This is a genomic window from Nocardia sp. NRRL S-836 (genome assembly GCF_001279525.1).
In the GTDB taxonomy this organism is placed as follows: Bacteria; Actinomycetota; Actinomycetes; order Mycobacteriales; family Pseudonocardiaceae; genus Lentzea.
In genome coordinates this window covers 380,518-405,098 of the sequence record NZ_LGDY01000001.1, presented here as the reverse complement: position 1 = coordinate 405,098, position 24,581 = coordinate 380,518, and the positions used below count along the sequence as shown (strand labels likewise).

Annotated in this window: 26 protein-coding genes and 1 pseudogene; 16 read left to right on the top strand and 11 right to left on the bottom strand. The window is 70.3% G+C overall.

Annotated elements, in window-relative coordinates; all coding sequences use genetic code 11:
- Positions 1 to 89: 89 nt before the first annotated feature.
- The gene (locus ADL03_RS01940; RefSeq protein WP_157527785.1) at positions 90 to 524 is read left to right on the top strand and encodes a flavodoxin; all 435 of its coding nucleotides are present in this window, start codon (positions 90 to 92) and stop codon (positions 522 to 524) included.
- On the opposite strand, the gene ADL03_RS01935 is transcribed toward ADL03_RS01940, so the two are convergent.
- The 3 genes from ADL03_RS01935 to ADL03_RS01925 form a co-directional block, all read right to left on the bottom strand.
- Entirely contained in the window at positions 514 to 1,116 is a 603-nt protein-coding gene (locus ADL03_RS01935; RefSeq protein ID WP_053731568.1) for a hypothetical protein, read from the bottom strand. The genes ADL03_RS01940 and ADL03_RS01935 overlap by 11 nt on opposite strands.
- Positions 1,064 to 1,756, bottom strand: a complete 693-nt coding sequence (locus ADL03_RS01930; RefSeq protein ID WP_053731567.1) for a universal stress protein — start codon at positions 1,754 to 1,756, stop codon at positions 1,064 to 1,066. The genes ADL03_RS01935 and ADL03_RS01930 overlap by 53 nt, the downstream gene beginning before the upstream one ends.
- A gap of 216 nt (positions 1,757 to 1,972) precedes the next feature.
- Complete coding sequence (locus tag ADL03_RS01925; protein WP_053731566.1) at positions 1,973 to 2,971, bottom strand: nitroreductase; 999 nt, start codon at positions 2,969 to 2,971, stop codon at positions 1,973 to 1,975.
- A gap of 141 nt (positions 2,972 to 3,112) precedes the next feature.
- Here ADL03_RS01925 and ADL03_RS01920 point away from each other — a divergent pair, with 141 nt between their 5' ends.
- On the top strand, positions 3,113 to 4,786 hold the full coding sequence (locus ADL03_RS01920; protein ID WP_053731565.1) for a GAF domain-containing protein: 1,674 nt from the start codon (positions 3,113 to 3,115) through the stop codon (positions 4,784 to 4,786).
- A 6-nt stretch (positions 4,787 to 4,792) separates the two neighbouring features.
- Here ADL03_RS01920 and ADL03_RS01915 read toward each other — a convergent pair whose 3' ends face one another.
- Together ADL03_RS01915 and ADL03_RS01910 are read right to left on the bottom strand one after the other, a co-directional pair.
- On the bottom strand, positions 4,793 to 5,449 hold the full coding sequence (locus ADL03_RS01915; RefSeq protein WP_053731564.1) for a response regulator transcription factor: 657 nt from the start codon (positions 5,447 to 5,449) through the stop codon (positions 4,793 to 4,795).
- Between the two features lie 78 nt (positions 5,450 to 5,527).
- Positions 5,528 to 5,758, bottom strand: a complete 231-nt coding sequence (locus tag ADL03_RS01910) for an SHOCT domain-containing protein (RefSeq protein ID WP_197287989.1) — start codon at positions 5,756 to 5,758, stop codon at positions 5,528 to 5,530.
- A 76-nt stretch (positions 5,759 to 5,834) separates the two neighbouring features.
- Here ADL03_RS01910 and ADL03_RS46525 point away from each other — a divergent pair, with 76 nt between their 5' ends.
- Genes ADL03_RS46525 through ADL03_RS01895 form a run of 3 tightly spaced genes read left to right on the top strand, consistent with a single transcriptional unit; the run spans position 5,835 to position 7,726 of the window.
- A complete protein-coding gene (locus tag ADL03_RS46525) occupies positions 5,835 to 6,260 on the top strand; it encodes a hypothetical protein (protein WP_157527782.1) in 426 nt (141 codons plus the stop codon).
- Between the two features lie 27 nt (positions 6,261 to 6,287).
- The gene (locus ADL03_RS01900; RefSeq protein WP_053731562.1) at positions 6,288 to 6,854 is read left to right on the top strand and encodes an HPP family protein; all 567 of its coding nucleotides are present in this window, start codon (positions 6,288 to 6,290) and stop codon (positions 6,852 to 6,854) included.
- On the top strand, positions 6,851 to 7,726 hold the full coding sequence (locus ADL03_RS01895; RefSeq protein ID WP_053731561.1) for a universal stress protein: 876 nt from the start codon (positions 6,851 to 6,853) through the stop codon (positions 7,724 to 7,726). The genes ADL03_RS01900 and ADL03_RS01895 overlap by 4 nt, the downstream gene beginning before the upstream one ends.
- On the opposite strand, the gene ADL03_RS48050 is transcribed toward ADL03_RS01895, so the two are convergent.
- From ADL03_RS48050 to ADL03_RS01880, 5 genes and pseudogenes are all read right to left on the bottom strand, one after another.
- On the bottom strand, positions 7,723 to 7,980 hold the full coding sequence (locus ADL03_RS48050; RefSeq protein ID WP_197287988.1) for a hypothetical protein: 258 nt from the start codon (positions 7,978 to 7,980) through the stop codon (positions 7,723 to 7,725). The genes ADL03_RS01895 and ADL03_RS48050 overlap by 4 nt on opposite strands.
- Complete coding sequence (locus ADL03_RS01890; RefSeq protein WP_197287987.1) at positions 7,956 to 8,762, bottom strand: IS630 family transposase; 807 nt, start codon at positions 8,760 to 8,762, stop codon at positions 7,956 to 7,958. The genes ADL03_RS48050 and ADL03_RS01890 overlap by 25 nt, the downstream gene beginning before the upstream one ends.
- A gap of 122 nt (positions 8,763 to 8,884) precedes the next feature.
- Positions 8,885 to 10,561 carry a TIGR04141 family sporadically distributed protein gene (locus tag ADL03_RS01885; protein WP_053731560.1) on the bottom strand — a complete coding sequence of 559 codons (1,677 nt, stop codon included), beginning with the start codon at positions 10,559 to 10,561 and terminating at the stop codon, positions 8,885 to 8,887.
- 799 nt (positions 10,562 to 11,360) lie between these two features.
- Positions 11,361 to 11,426, bottom strand: a pseudogene (locus ADL03_RS50645) (hypothetical protein); the annotation flags it as partial.
- A 19-nt stretch (positions 11,427 to 11,445) separates the two neighbouring features.
- Entirely contained in the window at positions 11,446 to 11,808 is a 363-nt protein-coding gene (locus ADL03_RS01880) for a universal stress protein (RefSeq protein WP_197287986.1), read from the bottom strand.
- Between the two features lie 146 nt (positions 11,809 to 11,954).
- Here ADL03_RS01880 and ADL03_RS01875 point away from each other — a divergent pair, with 146 nt between their 5' ends.
- The 8 genes from ADL03_RS01875 to ADL03_RS01845 all read left to right on the top strand — a co-directional run bounded on the left by ADL03_RS01875 (position 11,955) and on the right by ADL03_RS01845 (position 19,930).
- Positions 11,955 to 12,152 carry a DUF1918 domain-containing protein gene (locus ADL03_RS01875; RefSeq protein WP_053731635.1) on the top strand — a complete coding sequence of 66 codons (198 nt, stop codon included), beginning with the start codon at positions 11,955 to 11,957 and terminating at the stop codon, positions 12,150 to 12,152.
- Between the two features lie 3 nt (positions 12,153 to 12,155).
- A complete protein-coding gene (locus ADL03_RS50130; RefSeq protein ID WP_255353321.1) occupies positions 12,156 to 12,284 on the top strand; it encodes a hypothetical protein in 129 nt (42 codons plus the stop codon).
- Positions 12,266 to 13,033, top strand: a complete 768-nt coding sequence (locus ADL03_RS01870; protein ID WP_053731558.1) for a DUF4010 domain-containing protein — start codon at positions 12,266 to 12,268, stop codon at positions 13,031 to 13,033. The genes ADL03_RS50130 and ADL03_RS01870 overlap by 19 nt, the downstream gene beginning before the upstream one ends.
- 76 nt (positions 13,034 to 13,109) lie before the next feature.
- The gene (locus ADL03_RS01865) at positions 13,110 to 13,613 is read left to right on the top strand and encodes a universal stress protein (protein WP_053731557.1); all 504 of its coding nucleotides are present in this window, start codon (positions 13,110 to 13,112) and stop codon (positions 13,611 to 13,613) included.
- Positions 13,610 to 16,192, top strand: a complete 2,583-nt coding sequence (locus tag ADL03_RS01860) for a bifunctional GNAT family N-acetyltransferase/acetate--CoA ligase family protein (RefSeq protein ID WP_053731556.1) — start codon at positions 13,610 to 13,612, stop codon at positions 16,190 to 16,192. Before ADL03_RS01865 ends, ADL03_RS01860 begins: the two co-directional genes overlap by 4 nt.
- Before the next feature lie 30 nt (positions 16,193 to 16,222).
- A complete protein-coding gene (locus tag ADL03_RS01855; RefSeq protein ID WP_053731555.1) occupies positions 16,223 to 16,672 on the top strand; it encodes a universal stress protein in 450 nt (149 codons plus the stop codon).
- Between the two features lie 112 nt (positions 16,673 to 16,784).
- On the top strand, positions 16,785 to 19,307 hold the full coding sequence (locus tag ADL03_RS01850; RefSeq protein WP_369808917.1) for an HAD-IC family P-type ATPase: 2,523 nt from the start codon (positions 16,785 to 16,787) through the stop codon (positions 19,305 to 19,307).
- The gene (locus ADL03_RS01845; protein WP_053731553.1) at positions 19,307 to 19,930 is read left to right on the top strand and encodes a hypothetical protein; all 624 of its coding nucleotides are present in this window, start codon (positions 19,307 to 19,309) and stop codon (positions 19,928 to 19,930) included. The genes ADL03_RS01850 and ADL03_RS01845 overlap by 1 nt, the downstream gene beginning before the upstream one ends.
- 47 nt (positions 19,931 to 19,977) lie before the next feature.
- Here the strand turns inward: ADL03_RS01845 and ADL03_RS01840 are convergent, their stop codons facing one another.
- Positions 19,978 to 21,009: a LacI family DNA-binding transcriptional regulator gene (locus ADL03_RS01840; RefSeq protein ID WP_053731552.1), complete on the bottom strand. Its 1,032-nt coding sequence runs from the start codon at positions 21,007 to 21,009 to the stop codon at positions 19,978 to 19,980.
- A gap of 371 nt (positions 21,010 to 21,380) precedes the next feature.
- Between ADL03_RS01840 and ADL03_RS01835 the strand changes: the two genes are divergently transcribed.
- The 3 genes from ADL03_RS01835 (at position 21,381) to ADL03_RS01825 (ending at position 24,581) form a co-directional block, all read left to right on the top strand.
- Positions 21,381 to 22,694, top strand: coding sequence for an ABC transporter substrate-binding protein (locus ADL03_RS01835; RefSeq protein WP_082372793.1), 1,314 nt, complete (start codon positions 21,381 to 21,383; stop codon positions 22,692 to 22,694).
- Between the two features lie 64 nt (positions 22,695 to 22,758).
- Positions 22,759 to 23,724 (top strand): carbohydrate ABC transporter permease, encoded by a 966-nt coding sequence (locus ADL03_RS01830; RefSeq protein ID WP_197287985.1) that lies wholly within the window; start codon positions 22,759 to 22,761, stop codon positions 23,722 to 23,724.
- The gene (locus tag ADL03_RS01825) at positions 23,721 to 24,581 is read left to right on the top strand and encodes a carbohydrate ABC transporter permease (protein ID WP_053731550.1); all 861 of its coding nucleotides are present in this window, start codon (positions 23,721 to 23,723) and stop codon (positions 24,579 to 24,581) included. Before ADL03_RS01830 ends, ADL03_RS01825 begins: the two co-directional genes overlap by 4 nt.

The window sequence follows — 24,581 nt, the reverse complement described above, 5'->3', positions numbered from 1 at the left end:
CGGGCCTGAAGTCCCGTCCACGCCGGGTCTTGACGATCTGTCGGGAAACGTCGGCGCCGTGGCCGCAGCCCGTCACTGCCCGTTGAGGGATGGCCGTCGAGGTCGTCGAGGTGGGGTCGGCCCCCGTGCGGCTGGACGACGAGGTCGAGCTGCTCGTGGTCGGTGGTCCGACGCACGCGTTCAGCATGAGCAGGCCGGGCACGCGCGCCGACGCCGTCAAGCAGGGCGCCGACGAGGCGGCCGCCGCGGGTCCGGGATTGCGCGAGTGGGTGGAGCGGGTCGGCACGGGTCAGGCGCGCCCGTCGGTCGCCGCGTTCGACACGAAGGCCAAGCGCCCCAGGCTTCCCGGCTCAGCGGCTCGTGCCGCGCTCACCCGGTTGCGGCGGGACCGTTTCCCCGTGCTCACGGAGGCAGAGCACTTCTACGTCGACGGCACGCGGGGGCCGTTGGTCGAAGGGGAGGCCGAGCGTGCGCGGAGGTGGGGAGCCGAGTGCGTGGCCGCGGCCAGCCGGCTCAGCTCTTGACGACCTCGGCCTCGGCGTTGTGCCTGACCGTGCGCAGAACGGCCCGGTTGATGAGCGACACCGCCGGTGTGCTGGCCCGCCAGTAGCGGCGGAAGTCCAGCCAGGCCCGCGGATCGGTGAGCGTCACGCGGATCTCCGCAGACAGCAGCGTGCGGCGCTCGCCGTAGGGGTGCGCGGTGAACGACCAGACCACCTTGCCGTAGCCGGGTTCGCTGAAGTCCGTGAAGTTGCGCGGCTCGCACGGGGCCCACTTCACGACCGGACGCCAGAACTTGCCGACTGCGCCGAGCGCGATCTCCCGGCCGGGGTTCTCGCCGAGAATCATCCAGTCCGTGCCGGCGTCGAGGTCGCCCCAGGTGAGCCTGGTGCGCTCACGCGCGGGGCCGTGGCTGCGCGCCCGCCACCGTTCTGGCACGTCGCGCAACCAGACGGCGATCGCGGCGAGACCGCCGCGCAGCTGCGTGAGATCCAGCTCCCGCAAGGACTTCCACGTGATCGCGGGGTCCGCGTTGACCAGCTGGTGGTCCGCGCGGCCGAACTCAGGCCTGGGAGCGAACCGGTCGGCGAGGAGTGGGGACGGCGATGTGGCCATGGAACGCCTCCAGGACCGGTTGGTGCACCACGAGAACGGGGCACGGCGCGTGGTGGAGAGCCGCTCTGGTGACGGTACCGCTCTGGTGCGCGTCCCCGGAACCGACGACGATCAGGTCGGTGTCGGTGCAGCGGGCGATCGCCTCGTGCGGGTGCGCGTGCACCAGCACCGCGCGGTGGGCGAACCCGCCGAGCGCCGCGGCGGCTCGGGTGAGCACGAACCTGTGGTCCGCCTCGATCCCGCCGCGCACCTGCGACGGCGGCACCGCGTGCAGGACCCGCAGCCGTGCGCCACGTCGCCGGGCGAAGTCGGTGGCGTGGCGCAGCACCCGGCCATCGCCAGACCCGCCGCTGACCAGCGCGGTGACATGACGGTGCTCGGCGTCGAGAGCCGCGGGCGTGCCGCGCACGACGACGGTGTCGCAGTGCGTGGTGGCCAGCAGCGGCAGCACGTGACCGCCCAGACCGAGGGCCGAACTGCCCGGACCGCGATGGCCGACGACCACGAGCTGGGCGCGGAAGTCGTCCTTCGGGCGGTGGACCTCGAGACCGGCGCCGACGAGCCGGGCGTGAGCGGCGGCCCACCGCTGCACGTCCTCGTCGCGGTCGGCACCGTCCTGGATGATCACGACTGGTTCCATGAGTCGAGAATGCTGGGTCGCGGTCGTCCGGGGCAGGGCGGGAAGAGTGCTCCGCGCCGGGACCAAAGTCCCGCCGTCAGCGGGACCGCGTGCTGCCGTCCCGCGACGCGTCCACGCCGACGAGCTGATCGCGTGGACCACCGCCGTTGTACTCGCAGACGGCTTGCCGGGACATCGATAAGGATGTGCGGCGTGGGATGGTCGGCGGCGCAACCACTACAGCGGCGCGGGTTCCTCGGACGCGATCAGCAGCTCGGCCACGGAGCGCCGCGGCGTCGGCGGGACCGGTGTGCTGAAGCCCAGGCGCAGCACGGTCTGCGGGACCAGCATGCCGCCGAGCGAACGACGCAGCTCCTCGCGGACGCGCCGCACCTCGACCGGCTGGGACAGGAACGACGCGGACAGGCCGTGCGTCGTCGCGGTGAGCAGGACGCGCTGCATCGCCTGGCCCGCCTGCAGGTCGCCGAGCGGGCCGTCGTAGAACGAGCAGAGGACCACCACGAGCGGGTCGGACTCGTAGTCCTTGCCGGGGTGGCGGCGCGGGCCGTGGAAGTCGCGGAACGCCCACTCGTCCTGCAACTCCGGCCGGATGCCCGCGGAGGCCGGTGGGATGCCGTCGGTGGCGCCGGGGCGGTCGCCGGTGAACGCGGCGAGCTCGGCCTGCACGCCTTGGTCGCCGAGCTGGATCTCGTGCGCCTGCTGGACGAACCGCTTGAGCAGCGCGCGGTCCTCCGGCGTGGTCACGACGTGCAGCCAGGACCGTTCCAGCTCGGCCGCCCTGACCAGCGCGTGGCGCTGGCGGGGGTCGACGGCCGCTTCGAGGAACGGCCGGCGGTTCGTGCGGCGCCGGGGGATGGCGTCGAGCAGCGCCCTGCTCTCGTCGTCGGGCTTCATGGTGCCGCCGCGGCGGACCACGGCGAGCGCGCCGGGTGCGTCCGGGCCGGGCAGCATCGACACCAGCGGGCGCACGCCCATGCTCTGCAGGGCCAGTCGCAGGTTGAACAGCGCCGCGCCGCACGACAGGCGCAGCTCGCGGTCCTCCGGGTCGGTCGCGGCGAGCTTGCGGCTCGGGTCCGGGTGCAGCTCGACGCGGTCGCGCCGGACGCGGAACCGCCACGGTTGCGAGTTGTGCACGGACGGGGCGAGCGAGGCCGCCGTGAGCGCGCTCTCGATCTGGGCGGGCCCGAGCCCGAGAGCCGCCATCGTCTGAGCCATGTTCCTTCACCCCGTCGTGTTGCGTGTCGAACGTGTGCAGGGCTCCACTGTGCGTGCCGTGCCGGAGTGGACACACCGTCGAAGGTCCCGACCTGACCGGGACCGCTTGGTGGTGCCGGGACGTCGTGAAAAGCTTGATCCATGGTTGGACCTGACGACGCCCCGGCGCGGCGCCTGCTGGGCGGGTTGCGGCTGGACGAGCTGCTCGACGAGATGCGCGACCGCCTGGCGGAGATCGGCTCGACCAGGGACAAGATGCAGAGCCTGCTCGACGCGGTGCTCGCGGTCGGCGCGGGTCTGGAGCTGGACTCGACGCTGCAGCGCATCGTGCAGGCCGCGGTGGAGCTGGTGGGTGCCCGCTACGGCGCGCTGGGCGTGCTCGGCTCGCGGCACAACCTCTCGCAGTTCGTCTACGTGGGCATCGACCCCGAGACCCGTGCGCACATGGGTCACCTGCCGGAGGGCAAGGGCCTGCTCGGCCTGCTCATCAAGGACCCCAGGGCCATCCGCCTGCACGACATCAGCGAGCACGCCGCCTCGGTCGGCTTCCCGCCGAACCACCCGCCGATGCACAGCTTCCTCGGCGCCCCGGTCCGGGTGCGCGACGAGATCTTCGGCAACCTCTACATGACCGAGAAGCAGGGCGGCGGCGACTTCACCGCCGACGACGAGGTCGTGCTGGAGGCGCTGGCCGCGGCGGCGGGCGTGGCGGTGGAGAACGCCCGGCTGTTCGAACGCTCGCGCATGCGGGAGCGGTGGCTGGAGGCGACCGCGGAGATCAACGCCCAGCTCCTCGCGGGTGCGACCGCGCAGGACGCCCTGCAGCTGATCGCGCAACGGGCCGTCGAGCTGGCGTCGGCCTCGTGGGCGACGGTGCTGCTGCGCGACGGGGAGGAGCTGCGCAAGGCCGCGCAGGCGGGCAACGACACCGTTCCCGGCGCCTTCGCCGCCGACGCACCGGTGCTCGCGCAGGTGCTGGAGACGGGCGCGCCGGCGTTGCTGGAGGACGCGGGCGACCAGCTCGGCGACCTGCCCGGTCAGGCCGGTGCCGCCGTGGTGGTGCCGCTGCGGGCGGGAACCGCGGTGACCGGTGTCCTGCTCGCGGTGCGCGACAAGGACTCGGCCGCGTTCGGTGCCGACCTCATGCCGTTGCTGGCGTCGTTCGCCGACCAGGCGGTGGTCGCGATCGAGTTCGCCGAGAACCAGAGCGCCAAGCGCATGGTCGACGTGCTGGAGGACCGTGACCGCATCGCACGCGACCTGCACGACCACGTGATCCAGCGGCTGTTCGCCACCGGCATGAGCCTGCAGGGCTCGCTGACCTGGGTGACCCACCCGGAGGCCCGCAGGCGCGTGCAGAAGGCGGTCAGCCAGCTCGACCAGACCGTGCTGGAGATCCGCACCTCGATCTTCGACCTGCAGGCGGACTCCGGGGACACCGGGCTGCGGCGCAGACTGCTCAACATCGTCGCCGAGATCACCGAGGGCGCCGAGCTGAGCCCGGCGGTGCGGATGTCGGGCACGATCGACAGCCTGGTGCCGGACTACATCGGCGAGCACGCGGAGGCGGTGGTGCGCGAGACCGTCACCAACGCGCTGCGCCACGCCCGCGCGACGGAGCTGACGCTCACCGTCGAGGCGGGCGACGCACTGATCATCACGATGGTCGACAACGGGCGCGGCATGCCGCCGGAAGTCGCCCGCAGCGGCCTGCGCAACCTCGAACAGCGCGCGGCCGACCTGGGCGGCGCGCTCACCGTCGGCGAGGAGCCCGGTGGCGGCACGCGGGTGACCTGGCGGGTCCCGCTGGACTGACCGGCCTCAGCCGGTCTCGTTGTCGTGGCTGGGCTTGCGCAGCTTCGAGGCCAGCACGGCGGCCTGCGTGCGGCGTTCGAGGCCGAGCTTCGCGAGCAGGTGCGAGACGTAGTTCTTCACGGTCTTCTCAGCCAGGAACATCTTGTCCGCGATCTGCCGGTTCGTCAGGCCGTCGCCGATGTGCTCGAACACGGTCCGCTCCTGCTCGGTGAGCGCGCGGACCGGATCGCCCTGCTCGCGCTCGCGGCGGATGCGGTTGAGCAGCGCGGCGGTCGAGCGGGCGTCCAGCAACGACTGCCCGGCCGCCACGGTCTTCACCGCGCTCGTGAGGTCGGTGCCCAGGATGCGCTTGAGCACGAACCCGGACGCACCGGCCATGATCGCGTCGAACAACGCCTCGTCGTCGGTGAACGAGGTGAGCATGAGGACGTTCAGCTCGGGCATGCGGGAGCGCAGCTCGCGGCACAGCTCGATGCCGTTGCCGTCGGGCAGCCGCACGTCCAGCACGGCCACGTCGGGGTTGGCCGCCGGGACCATCGTGAGCGCCTCGGTCACCGAGGCCGCCTCGCCGACGACCTCCAGGTCGGGGGAGGCGCTGAGCAGCTCCCTGATCCCGACTCGGACCACCTCGTGGTCGTCCACCAGGAAGACTCGCGACACCACGTGCAACCACCTTTCGCAACCGTTCCGCGATCATGCTCTCTCGGGCCGGCCGGTGGCTCACAGGGACCAAAGACCCTGTCACCGGGAATCGAGGGTCCTCCTGACCCGGTCGAACTCCTCGGTGTCGATCTCGCCCCTGGCCAGCCGCTCCTCCAGTATGCGCGTCGCCGTGCCGCTGTGCGGGGTGTGCGTGCGCCGCTGCGAGAGCACCACGGCCAGAGCGGTCAGTCCGCCCAGGAACAACAGCGAGTACAGCGTCATCATCACCATGCCGCCCCAGCCCATCGGGGTGCCGTAGAACCAGTGCATCGTCGCCTCCGTAGTTGTCACGTTCAGGCTGATCCGGCAGGTGTGACTCTGGTGAGAGCCCAAGGGCCCGTTCCGGATGAGCCTGTCCGCCCTGTCCACGTCGGGTGGTGCGGCGGGATCGTCGAGACATGCGTTGGGACCCGGCAGAAGCCGCAGACATCGTCGAGGCGGCAATGCCGGTGCGCTGCGGTGGGCCAACCACTGGCCGGGGATCGAACTGCGCGCGCTCAGCGCAGACGAACTGGTGGTGATCAGCACCGATGACCGGCGTCCTGACCACGTCAGGGCCGGTGCGGCGCTGCAAGCCGCGGTGCTGGCCGGGCGCAGCACCGGAGTCGCGGTCCGTCCGGTGGTGCACGTGGTGCACCGGCGCGCGTGGCGGGCGGGTCTGATCGAACGGCACGGCTTCGCCGGCTTCCCACAGGCTCTGGCGATCATCGGTGCCAAGGGCCCGGTCGGCACGGGACCAAGGGCAGCGTCCTGCCGACGGTCTGATTCCTAATGTCGAGGCCGGAAGGGAGTTCCGCCAATGCGTGCTCGTGACCTCATGACCAGCCCGGTGATCACCGTCGCGCCGGCCGTTCCGCTCAAGGGCGCGGCGGCGTTGATGGTCTCGCACGGGTTCACCGCGCTGCCCGTCGTCGACGACGACAAGCGCCTCATCGGCATGGTGACGGAGGCGGACCTGGTGCGCGGCAGGTACCTCGAAGAGGGTGACGCCGTGGTCGCCGACGTGATGACCACTCCCGCCGTCGCGATGGACGCCGCCGCACCGGCTGAGGTGCTGGCCAGGGCCATGCTCGACGACCGCAGACGGTGCGTTCCGATCGTCGACGGTTCGACGGTCATCGGCGTGGTGACCCGCCGCGACCTGGTGCGCGCGATCGCGAGGCCCGACACGACGGTGGCCGCGGAAGTCCAGCGCGTCCTGGACGTGTACGGCGGCGGTCGCAAGTGGACGGTCACGGTCCACGATGGTGAAGCCGTGATCGGCGCCACCATCACTGACGGGGACACCGAACGGGTGCTCGTCGCACTCGCCGACGCGGTACCCGGAGTGCTTCGCGCCCGCGTTCTGACTGGAGGACAACGATGAAAGCCCCATCCGCCCCGATCGTCGTCGGTGTCGACGGTTCCGCCTCGGCGCTGTCCGCCGTGACCTGGGCCGCGCAGGAGTGCGCTCGGCACAGGGTGCCGTTGCGACTGGTGCACGCCTACGTGCTGCCGGTCCGCGGCTACCCCGAGGTGATCCTCACCGGCAACGAGATCCGCGAGGCGTTGGAGGAAGTGGGGCGCGACAAGCTGGAGGAGGCCGCCGCGGCCGCGCGGGCGGAGGCCCCGGAGGTCGAGGTGACCACCGAGCTCGCGTGCTGCGGCTCCACCACGCTGCTGATCGAGGAGTCCAAGTCCGCCCGTCTCGTGGTGATCGGCTCCCAGGGGCTCGGCACGGTGACCGGCATGATCGTCGGTTCCACGGCCCTGGCGCTCGCTGCCCACGGCAAGAGCCCGGTCGTCGTGGTGCGCGGCAGCGCTGCCCCCGATGGCCCGGTGGTCGTCGGCGTCGACGGCTCCCCGACGAGTGAGGCCGCACTCGCGTTCGCCCTTGAGACCGCCTCGATGCGCGGCGCTCCGCTCACCGTGGTGATGTGCTGGCAGGACATCGTGCTGGAGAGCGGCTACGCCGCGCCGCGGTTCACCCTCGACCGGGGCCAGGTCGAGGCCGACGAACGGCGGTTGCTCGCCGAACGGCTGGCCGGGTGGCGGGAGAAGTTCCCGGACGTGCAGCTGCATCCGGTGGTCGTGCGCGATCGGCCGGTGCGGGCGTTGATGCGGTACGGAGCTGAGGCACAGCTCGTGGTGGTGGGTAGCCACGGGCACGGCGGGTTCGCCGGCATGCTGCTCGGCTCGACGAGTCAGGCACTCGTCTACAACGCGCCGTGCCCGTTGGCGATCGTGCGCCCCGACTAAGCACCTGGCCAGAAGTCTTGTCCGAAACCTTGGGGTAGCCAGGGTGAGGTCCAGGGCGCGGCGGTGGTGAGGTTGTGTTCGGTGGTGCGGTCGTGGAAGTAGGCGTGTGCCTGGCGGACGCGGCCGGCCATGGTGGCGGGTGCGGTGTTGGCGATGTGGTGTTTGAGTCCGGCCCAGACGCGTTCGACGGGGTTGTCCTGGGGGCTGTATTTCGCGCCCTCGATCAGCCTCAGCCGTGGGGTGCTGTGAGCCATCGCTTGGTGATGCCGCTGTGGTGGGTGCCGCCGTTGTCGCAGAGCACCGCGACCACTGGTGCGTCGGGGTAGGCGTCGAGCAGGGTCTGCAGGAAGTAGCAGAACACCACCGAGACGTTCTTGACCGAGACGTGGTGGTGCCAGGTCCCGGTGGCGAGGTTGATCGCGCCGTGCACGGTGCGGCGGATGTTGCTGCCAGGGGTCAGGATCCGGTGGCGCAGGCCGGTGGGCATCCAGCAGGACCGCACCCGCGGGAGCAAATCGAGGTGGGTCTCGTCCTCGGCCAGCACCACCGATCCGGCCGGGAGCGCGGCGATCCGGGTCTGGATCGCCGCGCAGATGGTCTCGTGGTCGGGGTCGCCTTTGGCGATCAGGCGTGGGCGTCGCCAGCTGCCCTGCTCACGTAATCGCCGGTAGAAGGTGCGCAGGCTCATCCGGGGTCGTCGGGCGGCGTGCCAGAGCCGGGCGGTGGTCCAGGCTTTCGGTGTCAGCAGCAGGGTGTGGATGCGTTGTCCAAGCCGTGGGCTGCCCAGACGCGGGCGTCCGCTGCGGGGCCGGTCGGGTAGTCCGGTGATGCCGTCACGGGTGTGCCGGGCGATCCAGCGGCGCACGGTGACCGGCTCGTAGTGCAGCAGATCGGCGATCTCCGGGGCGCTCACCCCGGACGCGGACAGCAACACGATGACGATACGGGCGGCGACGCGCCATGGTCCGTGCAGCGCGGTGACCAGTTCGAGGTGCTGGGCGGGGGTCAGGTCGGCATAGACATGCGCGGGGCGCATACTGGTGAAGGCCTCGTTGTGGTGGTTTCAGGTGTGGTAACCGAATCCAACACGACGAGGCTCTTCACGTTCCCGGCAAGGTCAACTCACGCGAGTTACAGACACAACTTCTGGCCAGGCGCTTAGGCGGCGGTACCGGCCGACTTCCCCTTCCTCTTGGCGATGAAGGGGATGTCGGCGAACTGCAGTTCGAGGCCGAGGTTGCGCAGCTCCTGGCTCAGCCGCAGCAGGCTCACCTGGGACAGGGTGAACAGCTGGTCGACGTCCCACTCCCGGCCGCCGACGGCGAGGACGACGACCTTGGGCCGGTCAGTGATCGCTCGCCCGCTGTCGATCGCGCGCACCTTGTCCTGCAACTGCTCCATCGCCTGCGGCTCGAACCGCTGCGCCCAGGCCGACACCTGCGCCTGCGTGTACAGGTGACTTGCCGCGGTGGCGCGACCAAGCCACTTGACGTGCACGATCTCGTCGGCAGGGCCGATGATGTCCGCCAACTCGAACCGCGGGTGCATCGGCGTACGGGCGAAAGTGCGGTCCAGGCACAGATAGCCGTTCTGCCTGGCCACGAGTTCGCAGTAGTCGTGCTCGTCCTTCGGCTTGCCGGTCGGTACCCACAGCGGGAACGCGAGCGAGCTCCTGTTCCGCAGCAGCTCGCGGACCTGTGCGTGGACGCGGTCGACCGCCTCCTGACCGATCTCGTACCACTTGCCCTGGTGCAGGCAGTAGGTCCGGCCGCCGACCGACGTCTCGAAGGCGACCCACTTGATCATAGAGATCGGTCGGGTGAGAACCTCCTCGCCCGCGTCGTCGGCGCACGGCGTGAGCTCGGCATCGCGCAGGACGGCCACCCGCCTGGACACATCGACCTGCACGAACGGTTCCACCAGGGTCTCGACCTCGAACGCGGGGTCGAGCACTCGGGAGCCGACCGAACCGATGCGGCCGGCGATGTAGGAGTTGGCTTGGCCGATCTCCCCGAGCGCCGACGCGGGCCAGCAGAGGCCGAGCGGCCCGTGCTGTGCGTCGCCGCCCAGAGCCGCAGCCAACCGCGACTCCAGCTCCGACATCATCGCGTCGTTCTCGCTGACCGGGCGGACCTCGGCGATGCGCCGCAGAGGAGCGTCGCCGGCGTCCTCGTCGGCCACGGCGCAGATGGTGCGCAGGTCGGAGATGAAGTCCTCCGGTGAGCGGCCCAGCTGGATGCTCAGCGACCTGCCCGCGCGGATCTGCCAGGACCTGCCGCCGGTGGCGGTGTCGTAGGTCAGGCCGGTCATGTCGGCCGGGCCCTCGATGCCGGTGACGAGCTCGCCCGCGGGTTCGAGGGGGAACCCGGACAGCGCGTTGCCGGAAGGGAAGGAGATCTCCATGCCGCGTGCGGACACGTCGAGCAGGTTGCTGCGCACGAGCCGCAGCTTCGCCGGGTCGATGCGCCTGATGCCGAAGTCCAGGCCGAAGTCGTCGTCGAGCAGCAGGTCGTCGAGCAGGTGCCTGCCCGAGGTGCCCCACGTGACGGCGCAGATCGAGCTCTCGTCGATCTCGACCACGATGACGGCGAACGGGGAGGTGGACCTCAGGTCGGCGTCCACGCCGACGACCTGGGAGAAGTGCCGGACCCAGTGCGGTTCGTCGTTCTCCCGCACGCCGGCGAGGACGTGGGTGCGCGTGTCGGCGATGGTCAGCTCGCCGTTCACCCGGAGGTCGACGCCCTCGACCTCTTTCAGGTAGTCGCTGAGGCGCTGGTGGGTCTTGGGGAAGCGGTAGATCGTCGCTACCGCGGTCGGAAGTGCCTGTCTTGCCACGGAATCGGGCTTCCTGTCATCGAGGACGACGCGTGCGTGCCGCAGGCGGATGCGTCGTCGGGCTGTTCGGGGCCGCGCGGGGAACGCGCGCAGCCGGGCAACCCGTGCGGCAGGCCTGTGACGGTCCAATGTGGACGTGGCGTGACGTCGAACGTCTGGACGACGACGTCACACGATCGTGACTGGTCCTGCTCGCCTGTGAAGACCTAGACTCGGCGCGCGTTCTCCCGACTTGTTCTGGTTTGTGAGGCCAGGTTCTTGCCGGTGGAACTTCACGCGGCCTCCTGCGCCAACAGGGGGTCGCGTTCGCACGTTCAGGGCATGTGCGCCTTGGACGTGATCCAAGGGTGGCATGCCTCCACGTAGGGACTCCGTCATCGACACGCCTCAGGCCTTGAGTGGTCGACGTCAGTCGCCGAACGGTGAGCGGTGTTGGGCAGGGCCGAACTCGACGGTCAGCGGAGCAATTTCGCACTTCGCTGGCAGCAAGGAGCGCCCACTTTCTTTCGTGGACGCACTGACAACCTTGTCAGCCGCTCTTAATTGACAAAAAGTGGTCAGCTCAAGGTGAAGAACTGACTTGTTGTTGCACAGCGTGACCGGTCATGCGCTTCTTGCGGCATTGACCGCGGCCGGCTGAACGACCGTTCGTCGCAGATAAGCGTGTTGGCGCTCCGAGAGACGACGTCGTGTGGATCAGCCCGGCCGTTACAGACGGTTGGTCGGGTGCTTGGTGGTCCGGCTGCTTCACCTGGGGTCGCGCGGAGTTGAATTCGCGGCTCGCCGACTCGTCCCGCGGCTACCGCGTTGCCATCGGCGGAAAGATCACAACCGGACACCAGGCGTGGTGCAGACAATTCCATGTGACGCCGCGCGAGAGGAATTCACGGACGGCTCCACGGCCGCGTGGTGCCGATCACCAACAGCGCGGCGTGCTTCGAAGCCTCGGTCAGATGGTCGGCCGCGTCACCGACGACGACGCACTCGGCGACGTCCGGGGCGTGGAGCATCGTGCCGCGTACCTGCTGCACCGTGTCGTCAAGCTCCTGGGCGGGGTGCCGTCGCGGCATCTCGCCGTAGGAGTTCAGCCCCATCAGCGCGGCCGGCACGACCGCCGGCTCGCGGTGGTAGGCCAGCACCGCCTCCACTCTGGCACCCCGGTGCGCTGCTTCCTCGAGCGCCCAGCGCAGTGCCGTGCGCGACTTCGCCGAACCATCGACGCCGACCAGGATCACAGGTGTCCTCACGGCTGCTCCCATCACTCAGGACCAGCGTGCGACTCGCGAGCAAGCACTGGCAGGGACCAACGTCACGAGCCTGGTAAGCCCATCCGCACTGCTGGCGCGCACGCGCGTGAGGAACTCTCGATCGCACGGATCGGATGGAGGACGCCATGAAGGCGAAGGCAGGCGACTGGCTGGTGGAACCCACTGGGCGGCGCGGACTGATCGCGGAGATCCGGCATGAGGACGGTGGCCCGCCGTACGTCGTGCGGTGGTTGGACACCGAGCACGAAGCGCTGGTGTTCCCCGGCCCGGACGCGCACGTCGTCACGGCAGAAGACGAGGCCGCGCGCCTCCACGCGAGCTGAGTCGTGGACACCGCTGTCGCATTGGGCCACCTCGCGACGGCGCTCGCGATCGGGTTGCTGCTCGGCGTGGAACGTGAACACGACAACCCGCACAGCTCGACCACACCGGCGGGTTGCGGACGTTTCCGCTGATCGCGTTGACCGGTGCGGTCAGCGCCGCGTTGTCACCGGTCGCACTGGGAGTGGCGCTCGGCGCCGTCGCCGCTCTCGTGATCGCCTGGTACCGGCTCGAGCTCGCGGTGCCGGTGGGCGCCGCGGCAGCGGTGTTGCTGGCTGCGAAACGACCGTTGCACCGGTTTGCCCGCAAGGTGATGAGCGACCAGGACGTGCGGGACGCGATGATCCTGTTCGTCGTCGCGTTCGTCGTGCTGCCGCTGCTGCCAACCGGCCGCTCGGCCCGTACGACCGCGATCGCCGGCCCGTCGGTCGCGTTGAGGCTCCTGCCCGCGGTCGGCGCGGGCGCTGTGGTGCTGCTCGCCGAGGTGGCGTGGCTGGTGTGGCGGACGAAGCCCGCTGAGACCGAGAACGACGACCCGCTCGTCGGCAGACCCATGTCGCAGAAGGACGTGCTGTCGCTGGCAGCGGTCCTGGTGCTGTTCCTCGTGCTCACCCGCGCCGCGGCGGAGTGGCTCGGTGGCGGGGGAGTGGTGGCCGCAGGCGGCCTGGCGGATGCGCACGCCACGGCGATCGCGGCCGCTTCGCTCGCACCGCGGTCGATCCCGGTGCACGTCGTGGTGCTGGCGTGCGGCGCCGCCCTGGGCACGAACACCGTCGTGGAGCTCGTGCTGGCGGCGATCTCGGGCGGGCCGCGGTGCGCGTTCAGGCTCGCCGCGTGGCTGCTTCCGGTGGTGGTTGCGGTGGCGCCGGGCATGGCCCGGTAGCGCGGGGACGAAGGTCCCGGGAGGCCTGGGACCGCGGCCACTCACCGGCCGCGGCACGGTTCGCGAGGCTGAGGGCATGAGCGAGAACGAGTCCCGGCCCGTGGTGGTCGGAGTAGACGGATCACCCGCGTCCCGGGCCGCGCTGCGGTGGGCCGTGGAGGACGCGCGCCGGCGTGGTTGCCCCGTTGACGCGATCTCGGCGTGGCACCCGGACTACGGCGTGATGATGGGGCCGTTGCCCGCCGAGGTGTTCGCCGAGGTGACGCCGCAGGCGTTGAAGGCGGCGGGGCAGCAGGTCCTCGACCACGAGGTCCAGGGCTTCGAGGGCGTGGAGATCCGCCGGATCCTGGTGGAGGGCGATCCCAGGGACGCGCTCACCAAGGCTTCGCGGGACGCGGAGTTGCTCGTCGTCGGCAGCCGCGGTCGCAGCACCTTCGCCGGGATCATCCTCGGCTCGGTCAGCTCGTACTGCGTGCACCACGCCGCGTGCCCGGTCGTCGTGGTTCGTGAACCGAAGGTCGAGCAGGACCACGCACCCGTCACCGCGGCCCCGCCACTGACGCCCGGACCGCTGCTGTGAACGCGACCGCGCTGCTGACCGACGGCTCGGTCGTGACGGTGCGCGAGTTGGAGCCGGACGACGTGCCGGCGCTGCTGGAGCTGCACCGGGCTCTGCCGCTCGAGGACCAGTACCTGCGGTTCTTCAGCACGTCGCCGCGGCAGCTGGAGGACTTTGTCGAGCGGATGGTCTCGCCGGACGCGCCGCGGCACGTGGTGCTCGGCGCGTACGGCGACGGCCGGCTGCTGGGTGCCGCGAGCTACGTGGTGGTGCGGAAGACCTACTTCGCGGAGGTGGCGCTGGTTGTGTCGCACGCCGAGCAGGCCCACGGCGTCGGCACTCTCCTGCTCGAACACCTCGCCTCGCTGGCGCGCGGCCGGGGCGTGCGGCGGTTCACCGCCGAGGTGCTCACGATCAACGGCCGGATGCTGCGGGTGTTCACCGACCTGGGCCTGGTCACCTCGATCGTGCCCGATGGCGAGGTCGTCCACGTCGAGCTCGTCCTGGAACCGGGAGACCGCTACCTCGATGCGGTGGGCCGGCGGGAGTCGCGCGCCGACGTCGCGAGCCTGGCCCATGTGCTGCGGCCCGGTTCGATCGCCGTGGTCGGTGCGGGCCGGTCGTCCGGCTCGGTGGGCCACGCCGTGCTGCGCAACCTGGTGGAGGGCGGCTTCACCGGCGACCTGTACGCGGTGAACCCGCACGCGAGGTCCGTTGCCGGCGTCGACTGCCACGCCTCGGTCAGCGAGCTGCCGCAAGCCCCGGAGCTGGCGGTGCTGTGCGTGCCGGCGAAGGCCGTTCCGGCTGTCGCGGAACAATGCGGTCGCCGGGGTGTGCGGGCGTTGGTCGTCATCTCGTCCGGTGTCGACGCGGAGCAACTGCTGGAGGCGGTTCGCGCGCACGGCATGCGGCTGGTCGGACCGAACTGCCTCGGTGTGGCGACGAGTTCGTCGGGGGTGCGGATGAACGCCACGTTCGCCGCCGGCCACGGCCTCGTCGGCGGCGTCGGGCTGGTCACGCAGTCCGGTGGCGTCGCGATCGGGGTGCGGGAGGAGCTGCGGCGGCTCGGGCTCGGCCTGTCGAGCCTGGTGTCGACGGGGGACAAGCTCGACATCAGCAGCAACGACCTGTTGATGTGGTGGGAGCACGACGCCGACACCCGGATCATCGCGTTGTACCTGGAGTCGTTCGGCAACCCGCGCAAGTTCGCCCGGATCGCCCGCCGCGTCGCCGCCGCCAAGCCGGTGCTCGCCATCCGTGCGGCCACCAGCGAGGCCGGTCAGCGCGCCGCCGCCTCGCACACCGCCTCTACCGCGACGCCTGCGGTCACCAGGGACGCCCTGTTCCGGCAGGCCGGTGTGATCGCGGTCGACAGCGTGCCGGAACTGACCGACGCCGTGATGGCGCTGAGCTGGCAGCCCCTTCCCGCAGGAAGGTCGGTCGCGGTGCTGAGCAACGCCGGCGGCCTCGGCGTGCTGGCCGCGGACGCCTGCGTCCCGGAAGGCCTGCACATGGCCACGTTGAGCGAGAAGACCCGCGCGGCGTTGGCGGAACTGGTCCCCGCGACGGCCAGCACGCAGAACCCGGTCGACACCACCGCGGTCGTCACCGACGAGACCTTCGCCCGCTGCCTCGACACCATCGGCGCGGACCCCGCGGTCGACGCGGTGATCACCGTGACGGTGCCGACCGCACTCGGCGACCCCACCGCCGGCGTGCGCAACCTCAACCTCAACGGCAAGCCGGTGCTCGCGGTGCGCACCGGACAGACCGAACGACTCGCGGGCCAGGTGCCCTGCTACGCGGAGCCCGCTCGCGCCGCCGCTGCACTGGCACGGCTGGTCGAACGCGCTGACTGGTTGGCCCGGCCCAGGGAGTTCGCCCGCCTGGGCCGGATCGACCTGGACGGCGCACGGGCGATCGTGGTGAAAGGGCAGGGCTGGCTGCCGCCCGACGAGGTGGTGTCGCTGCTGACCGCGTTCGGGCTGCCGGTGCTGGGCGGAACGCTCACGACCACCGTCGAGCACGCGGTCGCGGCACAGCAGGCCTACGACGCGCCCGTGGCGCTCAAGGCCGTGGCCGATGACCTGCTGCACAAGAGCAAGGGAGGCGGCATCGAGCTCGGGGTCACAGACGCGGCCGGTGTAGCGGAAGGCTTCCGCGCGTTCCAGCACCGCTTCGGTGACCGGTTGCGTGGTGTGTTCGTGCAGCCGATGGCGTCCGGTCGCCGGGAGCTGCTGATCGGCGTGGTCACCGATGAGAAGTTCGGGCCGCTCGTGGTCACCGGCCTTGGCGGCGTGGACACCGACCTGCTCGACGACCGCGCCGCGGCACTGGCCCCGTTGTCCACTGCGGACGCCGACGACCTGCTGCACGGTTACCGCGCCGCGGGTCAGGTCCTCGCCGGCACCGACGAGGACGCCGTGCGGGACGTGCTGCTCCGCGTCGCTGAACTGGCCGGTGCACTGCCCGAAGTCGTCGAACTCGACCTCAACCCCCTGGTGCTGAACGAAAACGGGTGCGTGGTCGTGGACGCGCGGGTGCGCGTCGCTCCGGCTCAACACGCCGACCCGTTCCTGCGTCGCCTGCGCACCACCTGACCGGAACCGGAAACCGAGGGAGAACGAGCCATGAGCAGCAGGCCGATCGTGGTGGGCGTCGACGGCACGCCCGCGTCCGACCAAGCGCTGGAGTGGGCGCTGGACGAGGCAGCCGTGCGCGGGTGCCCGGTGCACGTCGTGCACGCCTGGACCTTCGAGGCGCTGACCGACTGGACCGAGACCACGGAGCAGCGCACGCGGGCCGAGTCGGAAGCCCTGATCGACAAGGCCGTGCAGGCCGCAGCGGAGAAGCGCCAGGAGATGCCCGAGATCGTCCGCCAGAGCTTGCGCGGCGAGGCGGCGGAGACGCTCGAACGCGCCTTGGAGGGCGCCGCGATGGTGGTGGTCGCCTCGCACACCGGGCACCGGCTCCGGCAGATCGTCCTGGGCTCCACGAGCATGCACGTCGTGCGGCACGCACACGCGCCGATCGTGGTCATCCCGGTCGACGACCGCGAACTCGCAAAGCCCGCGCGATGAAGGCCGCCGACACCGTGGCCCGCCCGCTCGTCACGGCCGGACCGCGTGACTTCGCCCGCCACGCCGAGGGACTGATGGACGACTTCGGCCCATCTGCGAGTGGGCCATGCCGCTGAGCACCGCTGACCGCGAAGACGTCGTCCACCACGGGCTGCCGGTGGCCGACGTCGTCCTCATCGCGGAGACCGATGAAGCCGCGGGCCTGTCCACATCCCAGTGGCGGGAACGTCTGGCCGCGCTCGGTCCGAACGAGCTGCCGGCCCGGCGCGGGCCCAGTCGGGTGGTGCGGTTGCTGCTGCAACTGCACCACCCGCTCATCTACGTCCTGCTGGTGGCCGCGGGGATCACCGCCGCTCTGGGCGAGGTCGTGGACGCCTCCGTGGTGTTCGGCGTGGTCGTGGTCAACGCGATCATCGGCTTCATCCAGGAGGCGCGGGCGGAACGCGCCCTGGACGCCTTGACCGCGATGGTGCGGACCGAAGTCACCGTCGTGCGCGACGGCCTCACCGAACGGGTTCCGTCGGTTGAGCTCGTACCAGGCGACCTGGTCGTGCTGGAGGCAGGCGACCAGGTCGGCGCGGACCTGCGCCTGGTGACCACCAAGGAACTGCGGATCGACGAGTCGGCGCTGACCGGCGAGTCCGTTCCGGTGGCCAAGGACCCGGTGGAGCTGCCGTCGGACACCGCGCTGGCCGACCGCGCCAACATGGCCTACTGCGGCACGCTGGTGACCGCCGGGGCCGGGCGTGGTGTCGTGGTCGTGACGGCGGCCGGCACCGAAATCGGCCGGGTGCACCGGTTGGTCACCACGACCACCACCGTCCAGACGCCACTCACGCGCAAACTCGCCCGCTTCAGCCAGATCCTGACCGTCGTGATCCTCGGGCTCGCGGCGTTCAGCGTCGTGATCGGTGTGCTGCGCGGCGAACCGCTCGCCGAGATGGTGACCGCCGCCGTCGCCCTCGCGGTCGGCGCGATCCCCGAAGGCCTCCCCGCCGCGGTCACCGTGACGCCCGCCATCGGAGTGGCGCGGATGGCGAAGCGCAACGCGATCATCCGCCGGCTGCCGGCCGTCGAGACGCTGGGCAGCACCACCGTGATCTGCACCGACAAGACGGGAACGCTGACTGCCAACGCGATGACGGTCAACGCGGTGCTCGTGGGCAGCACGCGCCACGACGTCTCGGGCATCGGCTACGAGCCCACCGGAACCGTGACGCCCGAGCCGACCTCGGCACTGCGGGAGTGTTTGCTGGCGGGTCTGGCGTGCAACGACGCGCGGGTTGTCGAGGATGGCGGGCGCTGGTTGCCCGTAGGCGATCCGACCGAGGCCGCGCTCGTCGTGGCGGCACGCAAAGCCGGCTTGGACCACATCCATGTGCCGCAACGGGTGGACGTGCTGCCGTTCAGCTCGGAGCGGATGTTCATGGCGACCCGGCACGCCGACGACGTGGTCTACGTGAAGGGCGCGGTCGAACGGGTCCTCGCCCTTGCCGGGCTCGACCACCACGCCGAAGCCGAGCAACTCTCCGCCTCCGGCCTGCGGGTACTCGCCATCGGACGCGCGGCAGGCGTCGAACTGACCGAGAAAGCCCTGCAGGGCAACGTGGAGCTGCTCGGCGTCGTCGCCATGCACGACCCCGCGCGGCCGGAGGCGGTCGAGGCGGTGCGCGCCTGTCAGGCGGCGGGCATCGAGGTCAAGATGATCACCGGCGACCACCCGGCCACGGCCAGGGCCATCGCCGCCGAGTTCGGCATCGCCGACGTGCACGCCCGCGTGGCACCCGAGGAGAAGCTGCGGCTGGTCGAGGAGATCCAGGCCGCCGGTGAGGTCGTCGCGATGACTGGTGACGGTGTGAACGACGCACCCGCGTTGCGTCGCGCGGACATCGGTGTGGCGATGGGCAGGGGCGGCACCGAGGTGGCGAAGCAAGCTGCCGACATGGTGCTGACCGACGACAATTTCGCCTCGATCCGCGCCGCCGTGGAGGAGGGCCGCGCGGTCTTCGACAACCTGCGCAAGTTCATCATCTGGACGCTGCCCACCAACATGGCCGAGGGCCTGGTGATCCTCACCGCGATCCTGCTCGGCGCCGCGCTGCCGATCCTGCCGGTGCAGATCCTGTGGATCAACATGACCACGGCGGTCGCCCTGGGACTGACGCTGGCGTTCGAGCCGCGGGAAGCGGACGTGATGAGCCGCCCACCGCTGCCTCCTTCGTTGCCGTTGCTGACCAAGCAGCTCGTCGGCCGGATCGTGTTGGTCTCCGCGATCCTGCTCGCCTGCTCGTTCGGCGCGTTCCGCTGGCAGCTCGCCTCGGGCGCCACGCTGGAGGTGGCGCGCACGGTGGCGGTGAACGTGTTCGTCGGAGCCCAGATCGCCTACCTGGTCAACTGCCGGTCGCTGGAGAAGTGGCGGCCGAGCACCGGCCCGAACCGGTGGCTGTGGGCGGGTGTCGCGGTGACCGCGGGCCTGCAGCTGCTGCTGACCTACGTCCCGGTCATGAACGACCTGTTCCACACCGCACCGCTCGGGTGGCAGCCCTGGCTGGTGGTCTTCGTGCTGAGCGCCGCGGCGTATGTCGTCGTGGAGCTGGAGAAGTGGCGGCAACGCCGCCACGGGAAAGGCAGTTGATGGCCAAGCTGGGGCGCGACGTCTACGAGCGGGAGCTGCTGCGCCTGCAGATCGAGCTCGTGAAGCTGCAGGAGTGGGTGCGGGCCACGGGCGCGCGGCTCGTGGTGGTGTTCGAGGGCCGTGACGCGGCGGGCAAGGGCTCGGCGATCAAGCGGATCACCGAGCACCTGAACCCGCGGGTCGCGCGGATCGTGGCCCTGCCCGCGCCCAGCGAACGAGAACGCACCCAGTGGTACTTCCAGCGCTACGTGGCACATCTGCCGGCGGCGGGCGAGATCGTGCTGCTCGACCGGAGCTGGTACAACCGCGCGGGCGTCGAACGCGTCATGGGCTACTCCCCGATGGACCTCGAGTCGCTGACGCGCTGGGAGGACTACTCGCGCGCCAAGGACGAGATGATGGTGCACACCGACATCCCCGAAGCACCCTGGTACGCCGTCGAAGGCGACGACAAGCGGCGGGCGCGGATCAACATGATCGCGCACCTGCTCGGGACGATCGACTACCACGAGGTCACCGCTCCGGAGATCACCCTGCCCGCGCGGCCGCCGTCGACCGGATACCAGCGCACGGCGCGTGCCTTGCAACGCGAGGTGCCGGACCACGCCGCCAAGTTGACCTGACGGCACTGCGCGGCCGGCCCCGGCGACCGGCCGCGCAGTCCCAGCTGTCACTCGGCGCCTGGTGCGCGCCCCACGGTGCTGTGCCGGGCGATCAGCCGATGCGAGGCACGCACCTCTATGCCGGGCAACGGTGTCGTGCTGCCGATGCGCATGAGCAGCCGATCCACCGCGGTCGTCGCGATGGCGTCCTTGTCCGGAGAGATCGTGCTGATCGCCGGGTTGGCGTAGCGGCCTTCCTCGATGTCGTCGTAGCCGATCAGCGCGATGTCCTCGGGCACGCGCAACCCGCGTTCCAGCACCTCGTGCAACGCGCCGAGCGCCACCGTGTCGTTGTAGCCGAAAACGGCGTCCGGCGGGTCGGCTCGATCGAGCAACGCCCGCATGGCGGCCGCACCGTCGGCGCGGTTGAACCGGCGCGTCTGGATGATCAGCGACTCGTCCACCGGCACGCCGGCGTCCGCGTGGGCCCGCCGGTAGCCGAGGGTGCGCAGCTGCGCTGCCTCGCCGGTCGGGTACGGCTGGTCGCCTATCGCGGCGATCCGGCGCCGGCCCAGGCCGATCAGGTGTGCCGTGGCCGCGCGGGACGCCTCGACGTCGTCGATGCCGACGTGGTCGAAGAAGGCGTTGGACGATCGCTCACCCAGCAGGACGAGCGGGAACGTCGGGTCGCTCTCGGCCAGGTCCTCCTGCGCCAGGCCGAGAGGGCTGTAGATCATCCCGTCGAACAGGGCCGCCCGTGCGCCGCGCCGGATCAGCTCCCGCTCGTGGGCGGGATCGCCGTCGGTCTGGTCGATCAGCACGTGGTAGCCCCGTTCGCGGGCCTTGGGGATGATCGCCTGCAGCAGCTCGGAGAAGTACGGCACGTCCAGGAAGGGAACCACCACCGCGATCTGCCCCGACCGGCCGTTCGCCAGGTTGCGGGCCAGCACGTTGGGCCGGTAGCCCAACTCCTTGATCGCTTTCTCGACCTTCTCGCGGGTGGGCTCGGTGACCGGGGCATAGCCGTTGACCACGTTCGACACCGTGCGTGCGGACACCCCCGCCAGCTCGGCAACGTCACGCAGCGTGGCATCGCGCATGTGTTCACTCCGTCGAGACCGGCGCGGCGGCCCACCGCTGCAGCGCTGCAGCGCAGTGTGCCCGCCGGCCCTCGCCACGACAAGTCCCAGCCCTCCGGGTGTCGGGAACCGGCCTCACGGCTCGTTCGACGTACCTGAGATTGGGTCTTGCAGCGCGGCAAAAGCCAGTCCATAGTGCTTTGCAGCGCAGCAAGACCATTGCCACGGTGGCAGCCACGGTCGATCCACTCGGATCCGCCGGCCGTGGTGCAGCACCGCATCGACTCAGCGGTCCTCGGTTCGTGCCTCACGGGGTCACCGCATCTCCGATCACTCACCGTGATGGCGATCGAGCATGCACTGACGCATGCCGCGACGGAAAGGCGCTACTCATGCTCCGCACCAGATGGATGGCGAAACTCCGCGCAGGGCTCGTCGTCACGGGCCTGCTCGCCGTGGCCGCGTGCGGCGGGGCCGCCGGCAACGCCGACGGACCCGTGCGCGTGTCGGTCTGGGCCTGGTACCCGGAGTTCAAGGGCGTGGTCGACGCGTTCAACGCCTCCCACAGGGACATCCAGGTCGACTGGACCAACGTCGGCACCGGCCCCGACCAGTACGCCAAGCTCAAGACGGCGTTCACCGCCGGCAAGGGCGCGCCGGACGTGGCGATGGTCGAGTTCCAGCAGATCCCGACGTTCGTCATCCTCGACGCACTGGTGGACATGGGGCAGTACGGCGCCAACGACGACAAGAGCCTCTACGCAGAATGGGCGTGGAGCCAGGCCACCGACGGCGACAAGGTCTACGCCATCCCGGTCGACGGCGGACCGATGGCGCTGATGTACCGCAAAGACCTCTTCGACCAGCACGGCATCCCGGTGCCGACGACCTGGCAGGAGTACGCCGACGCGGCGGTGAAGATCAAGGCCGTCGACCCGAACGCCCACATCGCGAGCTTCGGCAGCGACGGCGGCTGGCTCAACGGTCTGATGTGGCAGGCGGGCTGCCGCCCGTACGGCTACTCGCAGGCCAGGGCGAAGGACGAGGTGAAGATCAACCTGACCGCGCCCGAGTGCGAGAAGGTCGTGAACCTCTACGGCGACCTGGTGAACAAGGGCTTGATGGCCCAGGACAAGTTCTTCACCGCCGACGCCACCGCGGCGCTGGACTCCGGCAAGTACTGGACCTGGGCCGCGGCCGGCTGGACGCCCGGTTACGTGGCCGGCTCGCTCAAGAACACCGCGGGGAAGTGGGCGGTCGCGCCGATGCCGCAGTGGACCGCGGGTGCCGATGAGCAGGGCGACTGGGGCGGTTCGACGTTCACCGTGACCAAGCAGGCCAAGAACCCGAAGGCGGCGGCCACGGTGGCCCGCGAGTTGTTCGGCCGTTCGAAGGCCGCGTGGGACATCGGGCTCAACAAGGCGTTCCTCTACCCGCTGGTGAAGGAGGTCGCGGCCGACCCGGCGTTCACCGGCAAGGCGTACGACTTCTTCAACGGGCAGAAGGTGAACGAGATCTTCGTGCCGGTGTCGCAGAAGCTCGGCGAGTTCCAGTACACGCCGTTCCAGGACTTCGTCTTCAAGGACCTGAACGACCGCACCGCCGAGGCGATGTCGGGCAGCAGGCAGTGGAGCACGGTGCTCGGGGAGACGCAGAAGAACGTCGTCGCGTACGCCGAGAAGCAGGGCTTCAAGGTCAGCCGTTAGTGCAGCCGAGGTCTGCCGCGGCCCACGGGTCGCGGCAGACCGCCCCCAGTCCAGGAGGTCCCCCGTGACGCGGTCCGCACCGATCACGGCACCCGCGGCCGACGCCCTGCCGCCGTCTCCCCGTCCGGTCGAGCGCCGGCCACGGCGGAAGCCGCGCCGGGTCACCGCGCACCCGGTGGCCGGAGCGCTGTTCGTCCTGCCGTTCTTCCTCGTCGTCGTGGCGTTCCTGGTGGTGCCACTCGGTTACGCGTTCTGGCTCAGCCTGTCCAGCAAGAGCCTCGCGCTCGGCACCCGGTTCACCGGCATCGACAACTACGTGCGCGCGTTCACCGATCCGCTGCTGCTCGACGGCCTGCTGCGGGTCGTCCTCTTCGGACTGGTGCAGATCCCCGTCATGCTGGGCATCGCGCTGGCCGGAGCGTTGACGCTCGACGCCGTCACGACCAGGCTCGCCCTGGCGTTCCGGCTCATCGCCTTCATGCCCTACGCCGTGCCGGCCGTCGTCGGCGCCCTCATGTGGGGCTTCCTGTACAGCCGCACGTTCGGTCCGTTCGCGGACCTGCCGACGCTCGTCGGCGGCGACCCGATCGACTTCTTCAGCGCCTCGCTGCTGCTGGTGTCGCTCGGCAACATCGTGACCTGGGCGTGGACCGGCTACAACATGATCATCCTTTACTCGGCGTTGCAGGGCGTGCCGCGCGAGATGTACGAGGCCGCGGTCATCGACGGGGCGACGCCGGTGCAGATCGCGCTGCGGGTCAAGGTGCCCGCGATCAAGCAGGCCATCTCGCTGGCCGTGATCTTCACCGTCATCGGCACCATGCAGTTCTTCACCGAACCGCAGATCATGGCCCGGTTCGCACCGCAGGTCTCGGCCGGCTACACGCCGAACCTCTACGCCTACAACCAGGCGTTCGCCTACTCGGACTTCCACTACTCGGCCGCGCTCTCGTTCGCGCTCGGTTTCCTGGTGTTCGTGGTGGCCTACGCGTTCGTGTTCGTCAGCCACAGGCGGGGAGCGCGCTCATGACCGGTGGAGCCGGCAACACGACGGCACGGACGTGGCTCCCTCACCTGCTGATGGGGGCGGGCATCCTGTACTTCCTGGTACCACTGCTCTGGGTGGTCATCGCGGCCACCAAGAGCCAGCCGGACCTGCTCGACAGCCCGGCGCTGTGGTTCGCCGACTTCAACCTGCTGGAGAACGTCGAGCAGCTGTTCCACGAGGACGGCGGCGTCTACGGCGGGTGGCTGGTCAACACGGCGTTGTACGCGGGGCTCAGCGCTGTGGGCGCGACCGCGCTCGCCGCGGCCGCGGGCTACGGGCTGGCGCGGTTCTCGTTCCCGGGCAAGCGGTTCTTCCAGACCGCGTTGCTCGGCATGATCATGGTGCCGGCCACCGCACTGGTGCTGCCGACGTACCTGATCCTGTCCGAGCTCGACATCGTCAACACCATGTGGGCGGTCGTCCTGCCGTCGCTGCTCAGCCCGTTCGGTGCGTACCTGGTCCGCGTCTACGTGGACGAGAGCGTGCCGGCGGAGCTGATCGACGCGGCACGGGTCGACCGGGCGAGCGAGCTGCGCATCTTCTGGCAGATCGTGCTGCCGATGATGCGTCCCGCGCTCGTCACCGTCTTCCTGTTCACCCTGGTCGCGACGTGGAACAACTACTTCCTGCCGCTGGTGATGCTCAGCGACGCCGACCTGTACCCGCTGACCGTCGGGTTGACCACCTGGTTCAACACCGCACAGCAGGACGCCGGGAACCGGATGCTGTTCAACCTCGTCGTGACCGGCTCGCTGCTGGCCATCGTCCCGCTCATCGCCGCTTTCGTCCTGTTGCAGCGCTTCTGGCGCAGCGGCGCGGCGGCGGGCGCTCTGAAGTAG